This is a genomic window from Kroppenstedtia sanguinis (assembly GCF_050433445.1).
Lineage (GTDB): Bacteria > Bacillota > Bacilli > Thermoactinomycetales > DSM-45169 > Kroppenstedtia > Kroppenstedtia sanguinis.
Genome location: NZ_JBNPXF010000005.1, coordinates 150,196 through 165,664, shown reverse-complemented (window position 1 = coordinate 165,664; position 15,469 = coordinate 150,196). Strand labels below are relative to the sequence as shown.

The following is a 15,469-nucleotide window of genomic DNA, read 5'->3' as shown; positions in this document are numbered from 1 at the left end:
TAACTTCAAATTGTAGTGCCTGTGGCGCATCCTTAACTTCAAATTGTAGTGCCTGTGGCGCATCCTTAACTTCAAATTGTAGTGCCTGTGGCGCATCCTTAACTTCAAATTGTAGTGCCTGTGGCGCAAAGGTCGCTTTGGCAGTACACGACTCCCTTCCGCCACCCATTTTCCGGTGAATCAACAGCCCTGGAGAAATGTAAAACCGGGAATCACCCCATCGAGAGCCGAAAAAGCAAAAACTTGTTTGATCGAAAGAAGATCAAACAAGTTTTTGCTATCAATGGATTCCTTTCGATCCCTCGTTCCACTCGCCTTCAAAGACCATCTGAGCGGGACCGGTCATATAGACCCGATCCTCCGCTTCCCGCCATTCGATTTCCAGATCGCCGCCCTTGAGATGCACCCGAGCCCGGCGATCGGCGATTCCGTTCAGGACAGCCGCGACGAGGGAGGCACAGGCCCCTGTCCCGCAGGCGAGGGTGGGACCGACGCCCCGTTCCCACACCCGCATCTCCAGTTCCTGGGGAGAGTGAACCGTCACAAACTCCACATTGGTTTTGTTGGGGAAAAGCGGGTGGTTCTCCAGCCGAGGACCCCAAGTCTCCACTGGAAATGCGGCGGCATCATTCACAAAGACCACCGCATGGGGATTGCCCATGGAGACCGCAGTCAAGCGGAAACTCTCTTTCTCGATCTGAAGGGGATGGTCCACCACCCGCTCCCCTTCCCTAGCCACTGGAACCCGATTCGCCTCCAGAATCGGCTGCCCCATATCGACGCAGATACTTTCCACCTGGCTCCCGTCGGTTTGCAGCCAGATCCGTTGTAGACCTGCCTGCGTCTCCACGGTGATCTCCTTTTTCGCCCCGGAAATCCGCTCATAATAATACTTGGCTACGCAACGAACTGCATTTCCGCACTGTTCCGCCTCGCTACCGTCGGCATTCAGAATCCGCATGCGAAGATCCCCCGTCTGGGACGGGAGCAGGAAAACCCAGCCGTCGGCCCCGACTCCAAAACGACGGTCACACAGACGGCGCGCCAGTTGGGGAGCCCCCTCTGGCAAGGCATCTGCTGTAACCACGATAAAATCATTGCCCAATCCGTGCATTTTTGTAAATCGCATCATTGACGGCGTCTCTACCAAGCGCCTATCTTCCTTTCCGGACAAGAAGAACCCGATGGCACCGAAGCACCATCGGTCTCTCCCCTTTCCTGGGATATGCATTGAGCATACCCCAGAGACACACTTTTTTCAACGACTCATCCAGGGTGAACCGGCTGCCGGATCGGACGGATGAGATCAATCAATCCCGCCAACAAGGTGGGCAACGTCGATGCCGCAACCACCAGAACCCATTCTCGGAAGCCGAGGGCCACTGTATGGAAGATCGGTTGCAGCGGAGGATAGTACATCACCACCAGCAACAACAGAGCCGAGGAGACGACAGCCAATAGCAGTGGAAGATTGTTCAAAGGGTTGCGATGAAAGACCGACTGGTTACTGCGACAATCAAAAACATAAACCAACTGGGCCAGCACCAAGGTGGCAAAGGCGATGGTCTGAGCCCGTACCAGGTCATCCGGCATCTCATGATAAGCCACCCAGAACGCGCCTAGGGTGAAGGTGCCGATCAGCAGACCCCGGGAGACGATTTTCCACCCGACCCCTCGGGCAAAAATACTTTCGCGGCTGTTACGGGGCGGTCGGTCCATCGTATCGTCTTCTCCCGGATCCACTCCCAGAGCCATGGCCGGGAGCCCATCGGTGACCAGGTTGACCCACAAAATCTGGATCGGGACCAAGGGCAAGGGCATCCCAGCCAACATCGCCAGAAACATGACCAGGATCTCGCCCACATTGCTGGCCAATAGGTAGCTGATAAATTTGCGGATATTGTCGTAGATATTTCGCCCTTCCTCAATCGCCGAGACGATCGTGGCAAAATTGTCATCGGACAAGACCAGAGAGGAAGCCTCCTTGGACACATCCGTCCCTGTCATCCCCATAGCGATCCCGATATCCGCCGCCTTGATCGCCGGTGCATCGTTCACCCCGTCTCCAGTCATAGCCACTACATCTCCGTCCTTCTGCAGGGCTTTCACGATCTTCAGTTTGTGTTCCGGGGACACCCGTGCATAAACCTGGATGTTTTTCGCCTTCTGTTCAAACTCCTGGTCGCTCATCCGCTGCAAATCATTGCCGTTGGCCGTGAGCCCTCCCTCTCTCAAAATCCCCAACTGTCGAGCGATAGCTACGGCGGTGGTCTGGTGGTCCCCGGTGATCATCACGGTACGAATCCCAGCCCGGCGACAGGTGCGGATCGCTTTTTTCACCTCTTCCCGAGGCGGATCGATCATCCCGGCCAGCCCGACAAACACCAACTCTCGCTCCGCTTCAGATTCCCCGCCGGGATCGGTTCCCTTCCATTCGCGATAAGCGAAAGCCAGGTTGCGAAGGGCCATCGCCGCCAGCTGATCGTTATGGGAAAGAATTTTCTCCCGCAACGCCTCCGTGAGGGGAACCGGGCGTCCCCCTTGCAGGAAGTGTGTACACCGGTTCAGCAACACGTCAGGGGCCCCTTTGGCCATCAACAGGCGCTGTCCTTTCCCCTTTTCCACGAGGACCGACATCATCTTCCGCTCTGAATCAAAGGGGAACTCCCGCACCCGCTTCCACTCTCTTCCCAGGTTTTCCCCGGTGTGCCCTCCCTTCGCCCCGACCACCATCAGTGCCCCTTCCGTGGGGTCCCCGTCTACCCGCCAACTCGCCTGTTTGCGTCTGAGCATGCCCTCCCGGTTACTTTCCCGGATCAGTCTCGCATTATTACAGAGAACCGCCACTTCCAATAGACGCTTTAATCCGAGGTCTCTGTCGGGATTCACCTTGTGGCCGTCAAAACTGAACTCCCCTTCCGGCTCATAGCCGGATCCTGATACCTCCAAGCGGCGCCCGTCCACCCACAAGTGAGTCACCGTCATCTTGTTCTGGGTCAAAGTCCCGGTCTTATCCGAACAGATCACCGAGGCACAGCCCAAGGTCTCCACAGAGGGAAGTTTGCGGACAATGGCCCGCCTCCGGATCATCCGTTGCACTCCGAGGGCCAGAGCGACGGTGACAATCGCTGGCAACCCCTCAGGGATCGCGGCCACCGCCAGACTGACACCGGCGAGGAACATTTTGTAGGCGTCATGCCCGTGAACGATCCCGGTCAACACCACGACCGCCGTCAGGAACAGAGACACGACGATCAACACTTTTCCCAGCTGTTCCAGCCGATTCTGCAGCGGGGTCTGCATCGACTCCGTGGTTTGGATCAGGTGGGCGATCTTTCCCATCTCCGTCTTCATCCCGGTAAACACCACCACCCCGATCCCGGTGCCCCGGACAGCCATCGTCCCTAGGAAGGCCATGTTTTTGCGATCTCCCAGAGACACTTCCTCGCCTCCGCGAATAGCGTCGCCGGTCTTGCTGACCGGTACCGACTCCCCGGTCAGAGCTGATTCTTCAATGTATAGATTCTCCCCATGGATCAAGCGCAGATCGGCGGGAATCCGATCTCCGCTCTCCAGGGAGACGATATCCCCCGGCACGATCTCCGCCGCCGGGATCCGCTTCCAGGAACCGTTTCGCTTCACTCGAGCCATGGGAGCGGACAATTCCTTCAGTGCCGTCAAGGATTTCTCTGCCCGGAATTCCTGAATAAATCCGAGGATGGCGTTCAACAGGACAATGGCAATGATGGCGATCGCATCGGTATATTCCCCCAGAAGTCCGGAGACCAGTGTAGCCGCCAATAACACCAGCACCATAAAGTCCTTGAATTGGTTTAACAACAAGGCCACCGGGGACAATCTTTTTCCCTCGGCCAACTGGTTGGGCCCCACCTTTTTCTGTCGTTTCTCCGCTTCCGAATCCTCCAGCCCTTCCGCTGGATCCACATCAAAGTGGGCAGTCAACCTCTCCATGTTCCAATCCAGATAACGGCTGCCTTCCGACACGTTCCCTCCCCCTTTGTCCCAAAAGCGTCTTATGATCACTCTATTCAGACAGGCTGTGAATCATGCCCAGAAGAAAAGGGGGGAAGGCGTGAGATCCATCTCCGGATCATCACAGGAGGTCTTCTTTCGTGCTATACTGATAGATAGATTTTTTGCCCGTTGCCAATGAGAGGTGAAGCACCGATGTCTATAGATGGAATCGCAATTCGAGCTGTGGTGCATGAGCTGGAGGAATGTCTGGTCGGCGGCCGGATCGCCAAGATTTATCAGCCGGGGGAAGCCGATCTGGTCTTGCACATTCGTACCAAAGGCAAAAATCGGCGACTGTTTCTGTCGGCCCACCCCGCCTATCCTCGCCTTCATCTGACAGAACAACCCCTGGACAATCCCCTGACCCCGCCGATGTTTTGCATGCTGTTGCGAAAACATTGTGAGGGGGGCGTAATCGAGGGGATCCGCCAGGACGGGATGGAACGGATCGTCCATATGGATCTTCGCTGCCGAGATGAGTTGGGAGACGAAGTGATCCGCCGCCTGGTGGTGGAAGTGATGGGACGACACAGCAACATCATCTTGATCGATCCCGCCTCAGGAAAAATCCTGGACGGCATCCGCCGGGTCACCCCGGATATCAGCCGTCACCGTCAAATCCTGCCCGGCCTCTTCTATCAAACCCCACCGGAACAAAACAAAAAAGATCCCTTGGCGACCGACCGGGGAGAATTTCTGCGCTCTCTCCACTTCAATCAAGGAAAGATGGATCGACAGATCGTGGCCCAGTTTGCCGGGATCGGACCCCAAACTGCCCGGGAGATCCTGCACCGAGGCGGTCTGGGAGATCGGGAACAGCTGGGGGCCGCCTTTCACACTCTGATGGAGGAGATCCGAGATCACCAGTACCATCCCCAGATCGTATATGCCCGCAAACCGTCTTTCTCTGTGATCCATCTCACCCATCTCCAAGGAGAACGGAGGACATTCGACTCGGTCAGCCGCTGCCTGGAATCCTTCTTTTACGGAAAGGCTGAACGGGACCGAGTCCGGCAACAAAACCATGATCTGATCCGCAATCTGAAAAACATCCTCGACAAAAATGAGACCAAGATTAAGAAGCTGACACAGGAATCAAAGGACAGCGAAAAAGCGGAGACCCACCGGATCTACGGGGAGCTCCTTACGGCTTATATGCATCAGGTGAAGCGAGGGGACTCGGTATTAAAAGCCATCAACTACTACGACCCTGAAGCACCGGAAGTGACCATCCCTCTCGACCCCCGGTTCACTCCGTCGGAAAACGCCCAGCGCTACTTCCGGCTGTACAATAAAGCCAAATCCGCCCGCAAATGGAACCGGGAGCAAATCGAAAAAACCCGCCGGGAAAATAAGTACCTGGAATCCGTTCTGGTCCAGTTGCAGAATGCGGGACCCCGAGAAGCGGAAGAGATCAAAGAAGAACTTCAAGAAGAGGGCTGGCTCAAGACGAAACCGCAAAAAAAACGTAAAAAACAAACCCGTAAACCCGAGCCGGACACCTACTTTTCTTCGGAAGGGATTCCGATTCTGGTGGGACGGAACAATAAGCAGAACGATCTGCTCACCCACCGGATCGCCTCCCCCACGGACACCTGGCTTCATACTCAAGAGATTCCAGGCTCCCATGTGGTGATCCGAGGGAAGAATTTCGGAGAGGCGACTCTCCGGGAAGCGGCGATGCTGGCCGCCTGGCACAGCAAAGCCCGGGAATCCAGTCAGGTTCCAGTGGATTATACCTTGGTCAAACATGTGAAGAAGCCATCCGGCACCTCGCCCGGCTTCGTTATCTACGAAGAACAGAAAACACTCTACATCACACCGGAGGAAAGCCAATTGCAAAAACTAAAAACCAAGGAATAACTTTCATGGAGGTGCGGATCGCCTCCTTTTTCATTTTCAAAAAAATTAAAGAAGGAAATTCCTACTCCTGCTAGAACGGAATAAATAGACAGTAAATTCCGTCTATTAGGGAGGGAATTTGTAATGCTCAAAAGAGGCAGCAAGTACTTACTGGTCATCATGCTGGTCACCACTCTTTTGATCTCCCCTCAGGTGTCGGCCACTGAGAATCCCCACTCTTTGCAGCGCGCTTTCGAAGAAGCGGCAGCGGAATTCGATGTGCCGGTCCAGTTATTGATGGCGGTCAGCTATGCAGAAACCCGCTGGAATGATCACCAAGGCCAACCCAGCCACTTAAATGGGTATGGGGTGATGCACTTAGTGGATCATCCCAACCACCACACTTTGGATCAAGCCAGCCGCTTGCTCGACGAATCACCGGAACGTCTCAAAACAGAGACTCCCCTAAACATCCGGGGCGGTGCCGCCGTTTTGGCTCGGATTGCCAAGAAGCAGAACAACCATCACTTGCCCGAGAAGCTTGGACAATGGTATACCGCAGTGGCGGAGTACGCTGGATATCAAGATGAAGCCGTCACCCGCCTTTACGTCGATGAAGTCTTCAAGGTGATACAAAAGGGAGCCAAGAAAAAGGTGAAAGGGGAAACTCTCCTTTTATCCCCTACACAGGTCAAACCCAACAAAGGAAAATATGAGAAAGCAACCACCCCCATCGGGAAAAAAGCCACCCCGGATTACCCCAACGCCCATTGGGTCGCCGCTCACGGCAATAACTACACCGCCGCCAACCGAGAGAGAGATGGGAACCAGATCCAGTATGTGGTCATTCACACGACCCAGGGTTCCTATGCTGGCTCGATCAGCTGGTTTCAAAATCCCAGTGCCAGCGTCAGTGCCCACTATGTCATCCGCTCCAGTGACGGAGACGTCACCCAGATGGTTCAAAACCAGGATATCGCCTGGCATGCGGGCAACTGGGATTACAATGTGCATAGTATCGGCATCGAACATGAAGGCTACGTCGAGGAGGCGGGATGGTATACAGACTCCCTCTACCGCTCTTCCGCCGCCCTTACCCGCTGGTTGTGTGACACCTACGATATTCCCCGGGATCGGAAGCACATCATCGGACACAATCAAGTTCCCGGCGCCACCCACACCGACCCCGGTCCATTGTGGGATTGGGACTGGTATATGAGTTTGGTCAATCAGTAAATCTTGTCCGACCTTGAACAAGCTCTTTCAGGAGGCGATCTGCCTCCTTTTTTAAATGAAAAAAACCAGGCGTATTGCGATAGCCTGGGGAATCATATACCATCTATTATGACTCGCAGACAACAAAGGACGTGAAATCAATGCCCTGGATGTATTTGATCTTTGCCATCCTTAGCGAAATCGCCGGCACCGTGTCGATGAAGCTGTCCTATGGACTTACCAAACTGTGGCCTTCTCTATGGATGGTGTTTTTTTATCTGTTGGCTTTTGCCAGTTTGAGTTTATGCTTAAAGCATATACCCGTCAGCGTCGCATACGCGATCTGGTCCGGCTTGGGCACAGCAGCCATTGCCATCGTCGGATACTTAGTTTTCCAGGAATCGATGACCTGGCTAAAAGCCGGTTCGATTCTGCTCATCGTTCTCGGAGTGATCGGGCTCAATTTAGGGGGAGGGTCTCCATCGGAATCATCAGATGCAGATCCACATCCGGTGGAGACCGTCGACGCGGAGTGAGGTGCCAAAGGGTCCAGCTCTCTTTGCTATTCATTCCACCCGTGCCCCTAGGGATTGTGCCAGGGCAATCGCCTGAGTCAAATCGATGCGCGTTCCCTCCAGGTTGAGCTCCTTCCACGGGACCCCCTCCATCACCGCCTCCCGCAGATCTGCTCCCTGCAGACAAACCCCATCCAGAGTAGCATAGGAAAGATCCGCTCGCCGCAGATCCGCACCGGTCAAATCGCATCGATATAGATCAGCCTCCCGGAAATGAACGTCGCCCAGTTGAAAACCACTAAGATCCTGATTCGCCAGTCGGGTGAAGGACCAGTCCCCGCCGGAGATCCTCATCCCCTCCATGCGGGCTTCCTCAAATCCGGAACCAGTCATTTTGCAGGATGCGAACCGAGATACATAGAGATCGGCCCCTTGGAAACGACAATTGAAAAACGCCGTCCCTTCATGATGGGACGCATTCAGCTTCGCTCCGGTAAAATCGCAGTCTTCAAAGACAGAAGATCGGGTCTTCCATTCCTTCAAACCGGCCTGCCCAAAACGACAACGGATAAACCGACACCCTTCCCATTCCGCCTCCTCAAATATCCGATCTTCCCAATCCTCATCGATGAACTCTTCTTGTTTCCACAACAAAGGGGGATCCCCCTTTCATTATGATAAATCCGGCTCCCAAAGGAGCCGGATTGCTTGCTTCAGTTTATGTAAGCAGGGATATCCAACAGTTGATCCACCGTCACAAACTCATACCCTTGTTGTTTCAGATCGCGGATGATCTGTGGCAGAGCCTGGACGGTTGCAGAACGATTGCCTCCACCGGAGTGCATCAGGACGATACTGCCTGGAACCACTTGCTCCTTCACCGTCGCCAGGATCTGTTGGGAGGAGCGTCCCGGCCTCCAGTCATTGGTATCCACGTCCCAGTTGATAATCCGATGTCCCGTCTGGGCGATCCGCTTTTCTTTTCCCTTCACCGCTCCGTAGGGTGGACGCATCAGGGACATCTCCTTGCCGGTCGCCTTTTTCACGGCTTGGACAGTGCGAATCAGCTCCGCATCGACAAGTTTGTCCGACTGACGAGGCAACTGCAGATGATTCCAAGTATGGTTGGCGATCACATGGCCTTCGGAGACGATCCGCTGGGCCATATCACCGTTTCGGTTCACTTCTTTCCCGACAACAAAAAAAGTAGCCGCCACTTTTTCTCGTTTAAGAATATCCAGAATTTGGGGAGTATAAATCCGGTCGGGACCATCATCGAAGGTGAGAGCCACTCGTTTCTTTTTATTCGGTCCCTGGTAAACCACCACAGGGAGATCCGCCTTCTTCTCCTCCTTCTTCGGATCCTTTTCCCTATTCTGGGCGATCTTCTCCTCATCGGGTGGTTTCTGCCCCTCCTGTTGCGATTTCTCTATCGGAGCTTCCTTTTCCGCCTCGCGTACAGTCTCTCCTTCCTTTTTCCCCGATGACTCTGACTGGGAAGATGCCTTGACCGTCTCTGTGGATTTCTCCTCCGGGACAGGTTGGAATCGTGTCCCCGCTTGACTCGCATAGGAAGCATTCCAGGCTGTGGAGAAACCGACCCAAGCAGCCATAAACAAAAAGAGCCCCGTGCGCAACAAGGTCCTCTTCATAACTGCGTCCTCTCCCATTCTCTCTCTGTTGATCCCACAAGTACTGATCCTCTCTGTTCAGCAACGAGAATTCCCTGTACTCATGAAAGGATCTTTTATTAAGAGAGTCTCACAGCTTCCAAAACTTTTCAAGGGGAATTTGACTCTGGACACGAAAAATATCGATTCTCCGCTGATCCATCTGCCATGAAACCCGTCGAAGCCTCATCCCCACTCAGGGAGTCTGTCGCTTCTTCAAGCTCGGGTGGTCCAGTGCAAACACCATCCCCACCATCAGGCCCAGGTTGAGCCAGGTCAACAGGCTGAACCAAATCCCGTCGGAAGAAAACAAAATCGACAACGTATGCCGGATATAAGGGATCACTCCATGGACATAAAGGATACCTACTTCTTGGGAATAGAGTGACAAATCCAACCCCCACCAGCTCACCCCCGCCGCGATGATGAGGGGAATCAGGTAGAGAGATTGCACCGCCGAAGGGGAGCGCCATACCCGCTTTCCCGCATAGAGTGCAAACATCGCACCTGCTGCCACATGAAGCGCCGTTTCCAACCAGAGCCCCATCAGCATCCAGACAAAAACCCCTGCCCCTAAGAGAGGGATGGCTCGAAACCAAGGGATCATCTTTTCAACTCCCGTTCCGTTACAGTGTTCATGGTTCAGTATACTGGGCACAGGATGGCAACATACCGGCGGAAGGGAACAAAAAACTGTCCCCGAGGATTCGCCTCAGGGACAGATGGGATCAGGCGTGTTGATCATCCATATTTAAGGCAGGAAATCAGGTCGGGATGGTGGGACTTTGATTCGCCTTTGCGCTCTTGGCAAGAGATCGTAGCCGTCCCACCATCCCCGTCCCCTCAAGCAATAGTTTACGATGGGGCAATGGGAAGAGCGAAAGATCGATTTAGTTTCCTTCACCTATTTACTGGTTAATCAACAGCCCTGAGTTGGGATGCAGCTCTCAGACGTGTTGATTCGCCCTATTTTGGGTGGGGAGATCGTGTTCACCCACGCGACCGTTGCCATCCGGCAAGGAAGTGAAAACTGGCCGCTCCAAATCTGACCATCGGGCAGGGGCAAAGCCTTACGGAAGCAACACAGGGAAGAGGTTGCCCCTAAACGCCCTCCCTCTAGACTCTCCGCTGGGTAGGATGGCAACCTTGCTATCGAGATTGTAGTGCCTGTGGTGCTACCTTCATCTAGAGCTTCAGCTCCTTTGGATTGTAGTGCCTGTGGTGCCACCTTAATCTAGAGCTTCAGCTCCTTTGGATTGTAGTGCCTATGGTGCTACCTTTATTCCAGGGCTTCAGCCCATCGAGATTGTAGTGCCTGTGGCGCATCCTTAACTTCAAATTGTAGTGCCCATGGCGCATCCTTAACTTCAAATTGTAGTGCACATGGCGCATCCTTAACTTCAAATTGTAGTGCCTGTGGCGCAAAGGTCGCTTTGGCAGCACACGACTCCCTTCCACTGCCCATTTTCTGGTTAATCAACAGCCCTGTGCAGCTCTATACTTTTTCCGTCTGCCGACTGCCTGGCTTTTCCACAGGCAGTCCCTGTTTGCAGAGAGGGCAATCGGCGGGATCAAAGCTTTCAATAGATTGTTGCAGCAAGGAACGGAAGGGAACCCGAAAAGGATTGTGACCACCACTGCGGTCGACGAGGGAGGCAATGCCCACCACTGTGGCATCTTCGGTTTGCACCAGGTCAGCCACCTCCCCCACGGAGCCGCCGGTGGTAACCACATCCTCCACCAACAGTACTCGCTCCCCCCTTTGGAGGGTGAAGCCCCGGCGCAGGGTCATCTTCCCATCTTTCCGCTCAGCGAACAGACAGCGTACTCCAAGGGCCCGTGCCGTTTCATGAGCGATAATCACTCCACCGAGGGCCGGGCCGACTACCACATCCACCCCTTCCTCCCGGAACAATTCCGCCAAGGCCCTTCCCGCCGCCTCAGCTTCCTCAGGATATTGAAGCAACTGGGCACACTGCATGTATTGGGCGCTGTGTCGGCCTGAGGAGAGGAAAAAATGCCCTCTCTTCAGCACCTTCCTTCGTTCCATCGCTTCTTCCAGTTGCCACCTTTGACTTTTATTCATCGTAATCCCTCTCCTTCCATTGGATCTGTTTCATCATCCCTTCATAGGTAGCCACTGGATCCGAGGATCGGGTGATGGAGCGCCCCACCACCAACAGATCCGCCCCGGCACGAACCGCCGCTTTCGGGGTCATCACCCGTTTTTGATCCTCCTGCTCCTCTCCTTCCAACCGAATGCCAGGAGTGACGGTCCACATCTCTCGGGAAACCCGCTCCTTGATCATTCCCGCCTCTTCTCCGGAGCAGACGACTCCGTCGATCCCGGACTGATGAGCGAGACGGGCCAGGTGAAGGACGGAATCACGGACCGAACCGGGAATGCACAGCTCGTCATTCATCATCCGTTGATCGGTACTGGTCAATTGTGTAACCGCCAGCAGACGGGGGCCCCCCCCTCCAGAAGAAGTCGTGGCTGCCTCCTGGGCCGCTTCCATCATCTCCCGGCCTCCAGTAGCATGGAGGGTGAGCAGGAGAACCCCCAAACCCGCGAGGGAGCGGACGGCACCTGCCACCGTATGGGGAATGTCATGTAATTTCAGGTCGAGAAAAACCGGATAGCCCTCTTCCACAATTCCCTTTACCCAGTCCGGACCCGCCGCGTAAAAGAGCTGCATCCCCACCTTGATGAAGGGTTTTTCCCTGTCTCTCCAGTGGGTAAGAAAACGATCCGCCTCCACCGGCGTGGAAAAGTCCAAGGCGATGATCACCTGGGAAGCGGCTTTCCTTTGGATCGGATGGATCATGCCTTCACCTGCTTCCTGCGGATCTCTTTCACCGGGGGATCCATGGGTTCTGCGGTCATGTAGATGGAGTCCAGGGTGGAAAGAAGAGCCTCCACTGTATCCAGGGAAGTGAGACAGGCGATGCCGTGCTCCACTGCCTCCCGCCGAATCCGGAATCCGTCCCGTGCGGGGGTTTTTCCCCGGGTCCAGGTATTCACAACCAAATCCACCCTTCCCTGCCGGATCCGATCCAGAATATGAGGGGAACCCTCCCGTAACTTGTTTACCCGCTCCACTGGGAGCCCGGCGCCCTCCAGAAGCTCCGCTGTGCCGCTGGTGGCGAGGATCCGGTACCCCAGCTGGTGGAAACGGCGGAAGAGAGGCACCGACTCCTCTTTTTCCTTATCGCTGATGGTGGCAATCACGGTACCAAACCGGGGCAGCGAGATCCCTGCGGCCAACAATCCTTTATAGACCGCCCGGGCATAATCTCGGTCCCGTCCCATCACCTCACCTGTCGACTTCATTTCAGGTCCCAAAGTGACATCTACTCGGCGCAGTTTGGCAAAGGAGAAGACCGGTACCTTCACCACTGTCTCTCCTTTCTCCGGCCATAATCCTTCCGGATACCCTTGCTCCGCCAGGGATTCTCCTAGCATGATCCGGGTGGCGACCCGAGCCATGGGGATCCCCGTCACTTTGCTGAGAAAAGGAACGGTACGGGAGGAGCGGGGGTTGACTTCCAGAACGTAAAGTTCCTCCTCATGCAGGACGAACTGGATATTGATCAGCCCTCGGATTTGAAGGGCCTGGGCCAGCTCCGTCGTCATGTGGACCAACCGCTGTTTCTGTTCATCCGTCATCGTGGGAGGCGGATAGACCGCGATGGAATCCCCGGAGTGAACCCCTGCCCGCTCGATATGTTCCATGATTCCCGGAATCAGGACCCCCTCCCCGTCGGAGACGGCATCGACTTCGATTTCTCTTCCTTGCAGATAGCGGTCGATCAGCACCGGGTGGCTGGGGTGGAGATGGACTGCTTCCGCCATGTAGTTCTTCAGTTCATGCTCACTATCAACGATTTCCATCGCCCGTCCTCCCAACACATAAGAGGGTCGGACCAAGACAGGAAAGCCCAGCTTCCGGGCCGCCGCCAGCGCCCCTTCTTCGGAAGTGACCGCCATGCCCGGTGGCTGGGGAATTCCCACTTCTCCCAATAGCCGTTCAAACTTTTTCCGATCCTCGGCGCGGTCAATCGATTCCAGGTCGGTTCCCAAGAGGGGGACCCCCTGCTCCTTCAAATCTCGCGCCAAGTTGAGAGCCGTTTGTCCCCCGAACTGAACCACCACCCCCAGGGGACGTTCCCTTTCGATGATGTTGAGGACGTCTTCGGTGTATAGAGGATCAAAGTAGAGGCGGTCGGAAATATTGAAATCCGTGGAAACCGTCTCGGGATTGTTATTGATGATGACTGCCTCCATGCCGGCAGACCGAATCGCTTGGATGGCGTGAACAGTAGCGTAATCAAATTCCACCCCTTGTCCGATGCGAATCGGACCGGAACCGAGCACCACCACCCGGGGGGGATCCATCGCCACCTTTTCACCCCTTTTTTGCCCATAGGTGGAGTAATAGTAAGGAGGGGTCGTCTCAAATCCTGTTGCACAGGTGTCCACGCTTTTGTAGACAGGACAGATACCCGCTTCCAGTCTCTGTCTCCGCACTTCGGACTCCTCCCGACCCGTCAGCCTGGTGAGGGTCGCATCGGTCAGGCCACTTCCCTTTGCCTGTTCGATCCAGGACAAATCCCAGGTTTTCATGGCACTTAGTGCCTGCTCCAGATGGATGATCCCTTCTATCTTCCGCAGAAAGAAAGGAGCGATCTGGGTCCAGGTGTGAGCCTCTGTCACTGAACCGCCTCGGCGGAACCATTCCGCCAACAGGAACAGGCGCTCATCATCAGGGACGGCCAGCCGTTTTTGCAACTCTTCCACCGGGATGTCCACCGCCTCTGGGAGTTGCAAGTGATCCACTCCGATCTCCAGAGAACGAACCGCCTTCAATAGGGACTCTTCCCAGGTCTGTCCGATGGCCATCACTTCTCCCGTCGCCTTCATCTGCGTCCCCAGCTTCCGATTAGCCCCTGCAAATTTGTCAAAAGGCCAACGGGGAATCTTGGTCACCACATAATCCAGTTCCGGTTCCAAAAGGGACCGGGTTTCTCCTGTCCCCTGATTGGAGATTTCGTCCAACTGGTAACCGATGGCGATTTTGGCAGTGATGCGGGCGATGGGAACCCCTGTCGCCTTGGAAGCCAGAGCACTGGAGCGGCTCACCCGAGGATTGACTTCAATCACATGATATTGAAGGCGGTCCGAATCGAGGGCAAACTGCACATTGCATCCGCCGCGAATATCCAAAGCACGAATGATTTTCAGGGCGGAGTTGTGCAACATCTGCTGCTCTCGCTGGGACAAGGTCTGGCTGGGAGCAAAAACGATGCTGTCCCCTGTGTGCACTCCGACGGGATCGAAATTCTCCATATGGCAGACCACGACCGCCTGGTCCGCGGCATCCCGCATCACCTCATACTCGACTTCCTTCAGCCCGGCGATGCTCTCCTCAATCAGACACTGTCCGATGGGACTATGTTGAATTCCGTTTTCCACCGTTTCCCGCAGTTCCGCTTCCGTTTCCGCCATCCCGCCGCCGGTACCGCCCAATGTATAAGCCGGGCGAACGATCACCGGAAAACCAGCCCTCTCAGCAAACCGAACCGCCTCCTCCACGGAGTGGACAATCTCACTGTCCGGAACCGGTTCCCCTATCTCATGCATCAGCTTGCGGAACTGCTCCCGGTCCTCGGCGCGGGTGATCGCTTGGAGGTCGGTTCCCAACAACCGCACCCCTTCCCGCTCCAAAACCCCGGCCTTTGCCAGTTCCACCGCCAGATTGAGAGCGGTCTGCCCCCCCAAGGTAGGCAACAGACCATCAGGACGTTCCTGACGGATCACCTGGGTGAGAAACTCAGAAGTCATCGGTTCGATGTACACCTTGTCCGCCACATCCGTGTCTGTCATGATCGTGGCCGGATTGCTGTTGACCAGGACCACCTCCACCCCCTCTTCGCGCAGGGATTGGCAGGCCTGGGTACCTGCATAATCAAACTCCGCCGCTTGGCCGATCACGATCGGACCGGAGCCGATCACCAGAATTTTTTTCAGCGTATGATCTTTAGGCATGTGCTGTCCCCTCCCAAAAATTCGTGGACATCTTAGCAGCTTCCATCTTGGACACAGAGCTGTTCATTAACCCATAAAGTGGATAATAGACGAAACGATCTTTTCGCTCTTCCCATGCTCCCATCGTAAAATATCGTTTGAGG

12 protein-coding genes are annotated in these 15,469 nt (G+C 55.1%); 3 read left to right on the top strand and 9 right to left on the bottom strand.

Translation table 11 applies throughout. From position 1 onward, the window contains the following. The 3 genes from JOD24_RS05030 to JOD24_RS05020 form a co-directional block, all read right to left on the bottom strand. Positions 1-184: hypothetical protein (locus tag JOD24_RS05030; protein ID WP_429246440.1), on the bottom strand; the 184-nt coding region annotated here is incomplete at its 3' end. A 96-nt stretch (positions 185-280) separates the two neighbouring features. Next, complete coding sequence (gene dapF / locus JOD24_RS05025) at positions 281-1,129, bottom strand: diaminopimelate epimerase (protein ID WP_380164231.1); 849 nt, start codon at positions 1,127-1,129, stop codon at positions 281-283. Between the two features lie 137 nt (positions 1,130-1,266). Beyond that, positions 1,267-3,972: a calcium-translocating P-type ATPase, SERCA-type gene (locus JOD24_RS05020; RefSeq protein ID WP_380164233.1), complete on the bottom strand. Its 2,706-nt coding sequence runs from the start codon at positions 3,970-3,972 to the stop codon at positions 1,267-1,269. Between the two features lie 216 nt (positions 3,973-4,188). On the opposite strand from JOD24_RS05020, the gene JOD24_RS05015 reads away from it, so the two are divergent. The 3 genes from JOD24_RS05015 to JOD24_RS05005 all read left to right on the top strand — a co-directional run bounded on the left by JOD24_RS05015 (position 4,189) and on the right by JOD24_RS05005 (position 7,628). Then, entirely contained in the window at positions 4,189-5,898 is a 1,710-nt protein-coding gene (locus JOD24_RS05015; protein WP_429246439.1) for an Rqc2 family fibronectin-binding protein, read from the top strand. Between the two features lie 123 nt (positions 5,899-6,021). Then, positions 6,022-7,113 (top strand): N-acetylmuramoyl-L-alanine amidase, encoded by a 1,092-nt coding sequence (locus tag JOD24_RS05010; protein WP_380163974.1) that lies wholly within the window; start codon positions 6,022-6,024, stop codon positions 7,111-7,113. Between the two features lie 140 nt (positions 7,114-7,253). Beyond that, a complete protein-coding gene (locus tag JOD24_RS05005) occupies positions 7,254-7,628 on the top strand; it encodes a DMT family transporter (protein ID WP_380163976.1) in 375 nt (124 codons plus the stop codon). Between the two features lie 30 nt (positions 7,629-7,658). Here JOD24_RS05005 and JOD24_RS05000 read toward each other — a convergent pair whose 3' ends face one another. From JOD24_RS05000 to carB, 6 genes are all read right to left on the bottom strand, one after another. Then, positions 7,659-8,261 carry a pentapeptide repeat-containing protein gene (locus tag JOD24_RS05000; protein ID WP_380163978.1) on the bottom strand — a complete coding sequence of 201 codons (603 nt, stop codon included), beginning with the start codon at positions 8,259-8,261 and terminating at the stop codon, positions 7,659-7,661. Positions 8,262-8,320: 59 nt separating this feature from the next. Continuing rightward, complete coding sequence (locus JOD24_RS04995; protein ID WP_380163980.1) at positions 8,321-9,259, bottom strand: polysaccharide deacetylase family protein; 939 nt, start codon at positions 9,257-9,259, stop codon at positions 8,321-8,323. A gap of 214 nt (positions 9,260-9,473) precedes the next feature. Beyond that, on the bottom strand, positions 9,474-9,884 hold the full coding sequence (locus JOD24_RS04990; RefSeq protein WP_380163982.1) for a hypothetical protein: 411 nt from the start codon (positions 9,882-9,884) through the stop codon (positions 9,474-9,476). Between the two features lie 888 nt (positions 9,885-10,772). Next, positions 10,773-11,363 (bottom strand): orotate phosphoribosyltransferase, encoded by a 591-nt coding sequence (pyrE, locus tag JOD24_RS04985; protein WP_380163986.1) that lies wholly within the window; start codon positions 11,361-11,363, stop codon positions 10,773-10,775. Continuing rightward, positions 11,356-12,105 (bottom strand): orotidine-5'-phosphate decarboxylase, encoded by a 750-nt coding sequence (gene pyrF, locus JOD24_RS04980; RefSeq protein WP_429246438.1) that lies wholly within the window; start codon positions 12,103-12,105, stop codon positions 11,356-11,358. Before pyrF ends, pyrE begins: the two co-directional genes overlap by 8 nt. Beyond that, positions 12,102-15,326, bottom strand: coding sequence for a carbamoyl-phosphate synthase large subunit (gene carB / locus JOD24_RS04975; RefSeq protein WP_380163990.1), 3,225 nt, complete (start codon positions 15,324-15,326; stop codon positions 12,102-12,104). Before carB ends, pyrF begins: the two co-directional genes overlap by 4 nt. Positions 15,327-15,469: the final 143 nt, after the last annotated feature.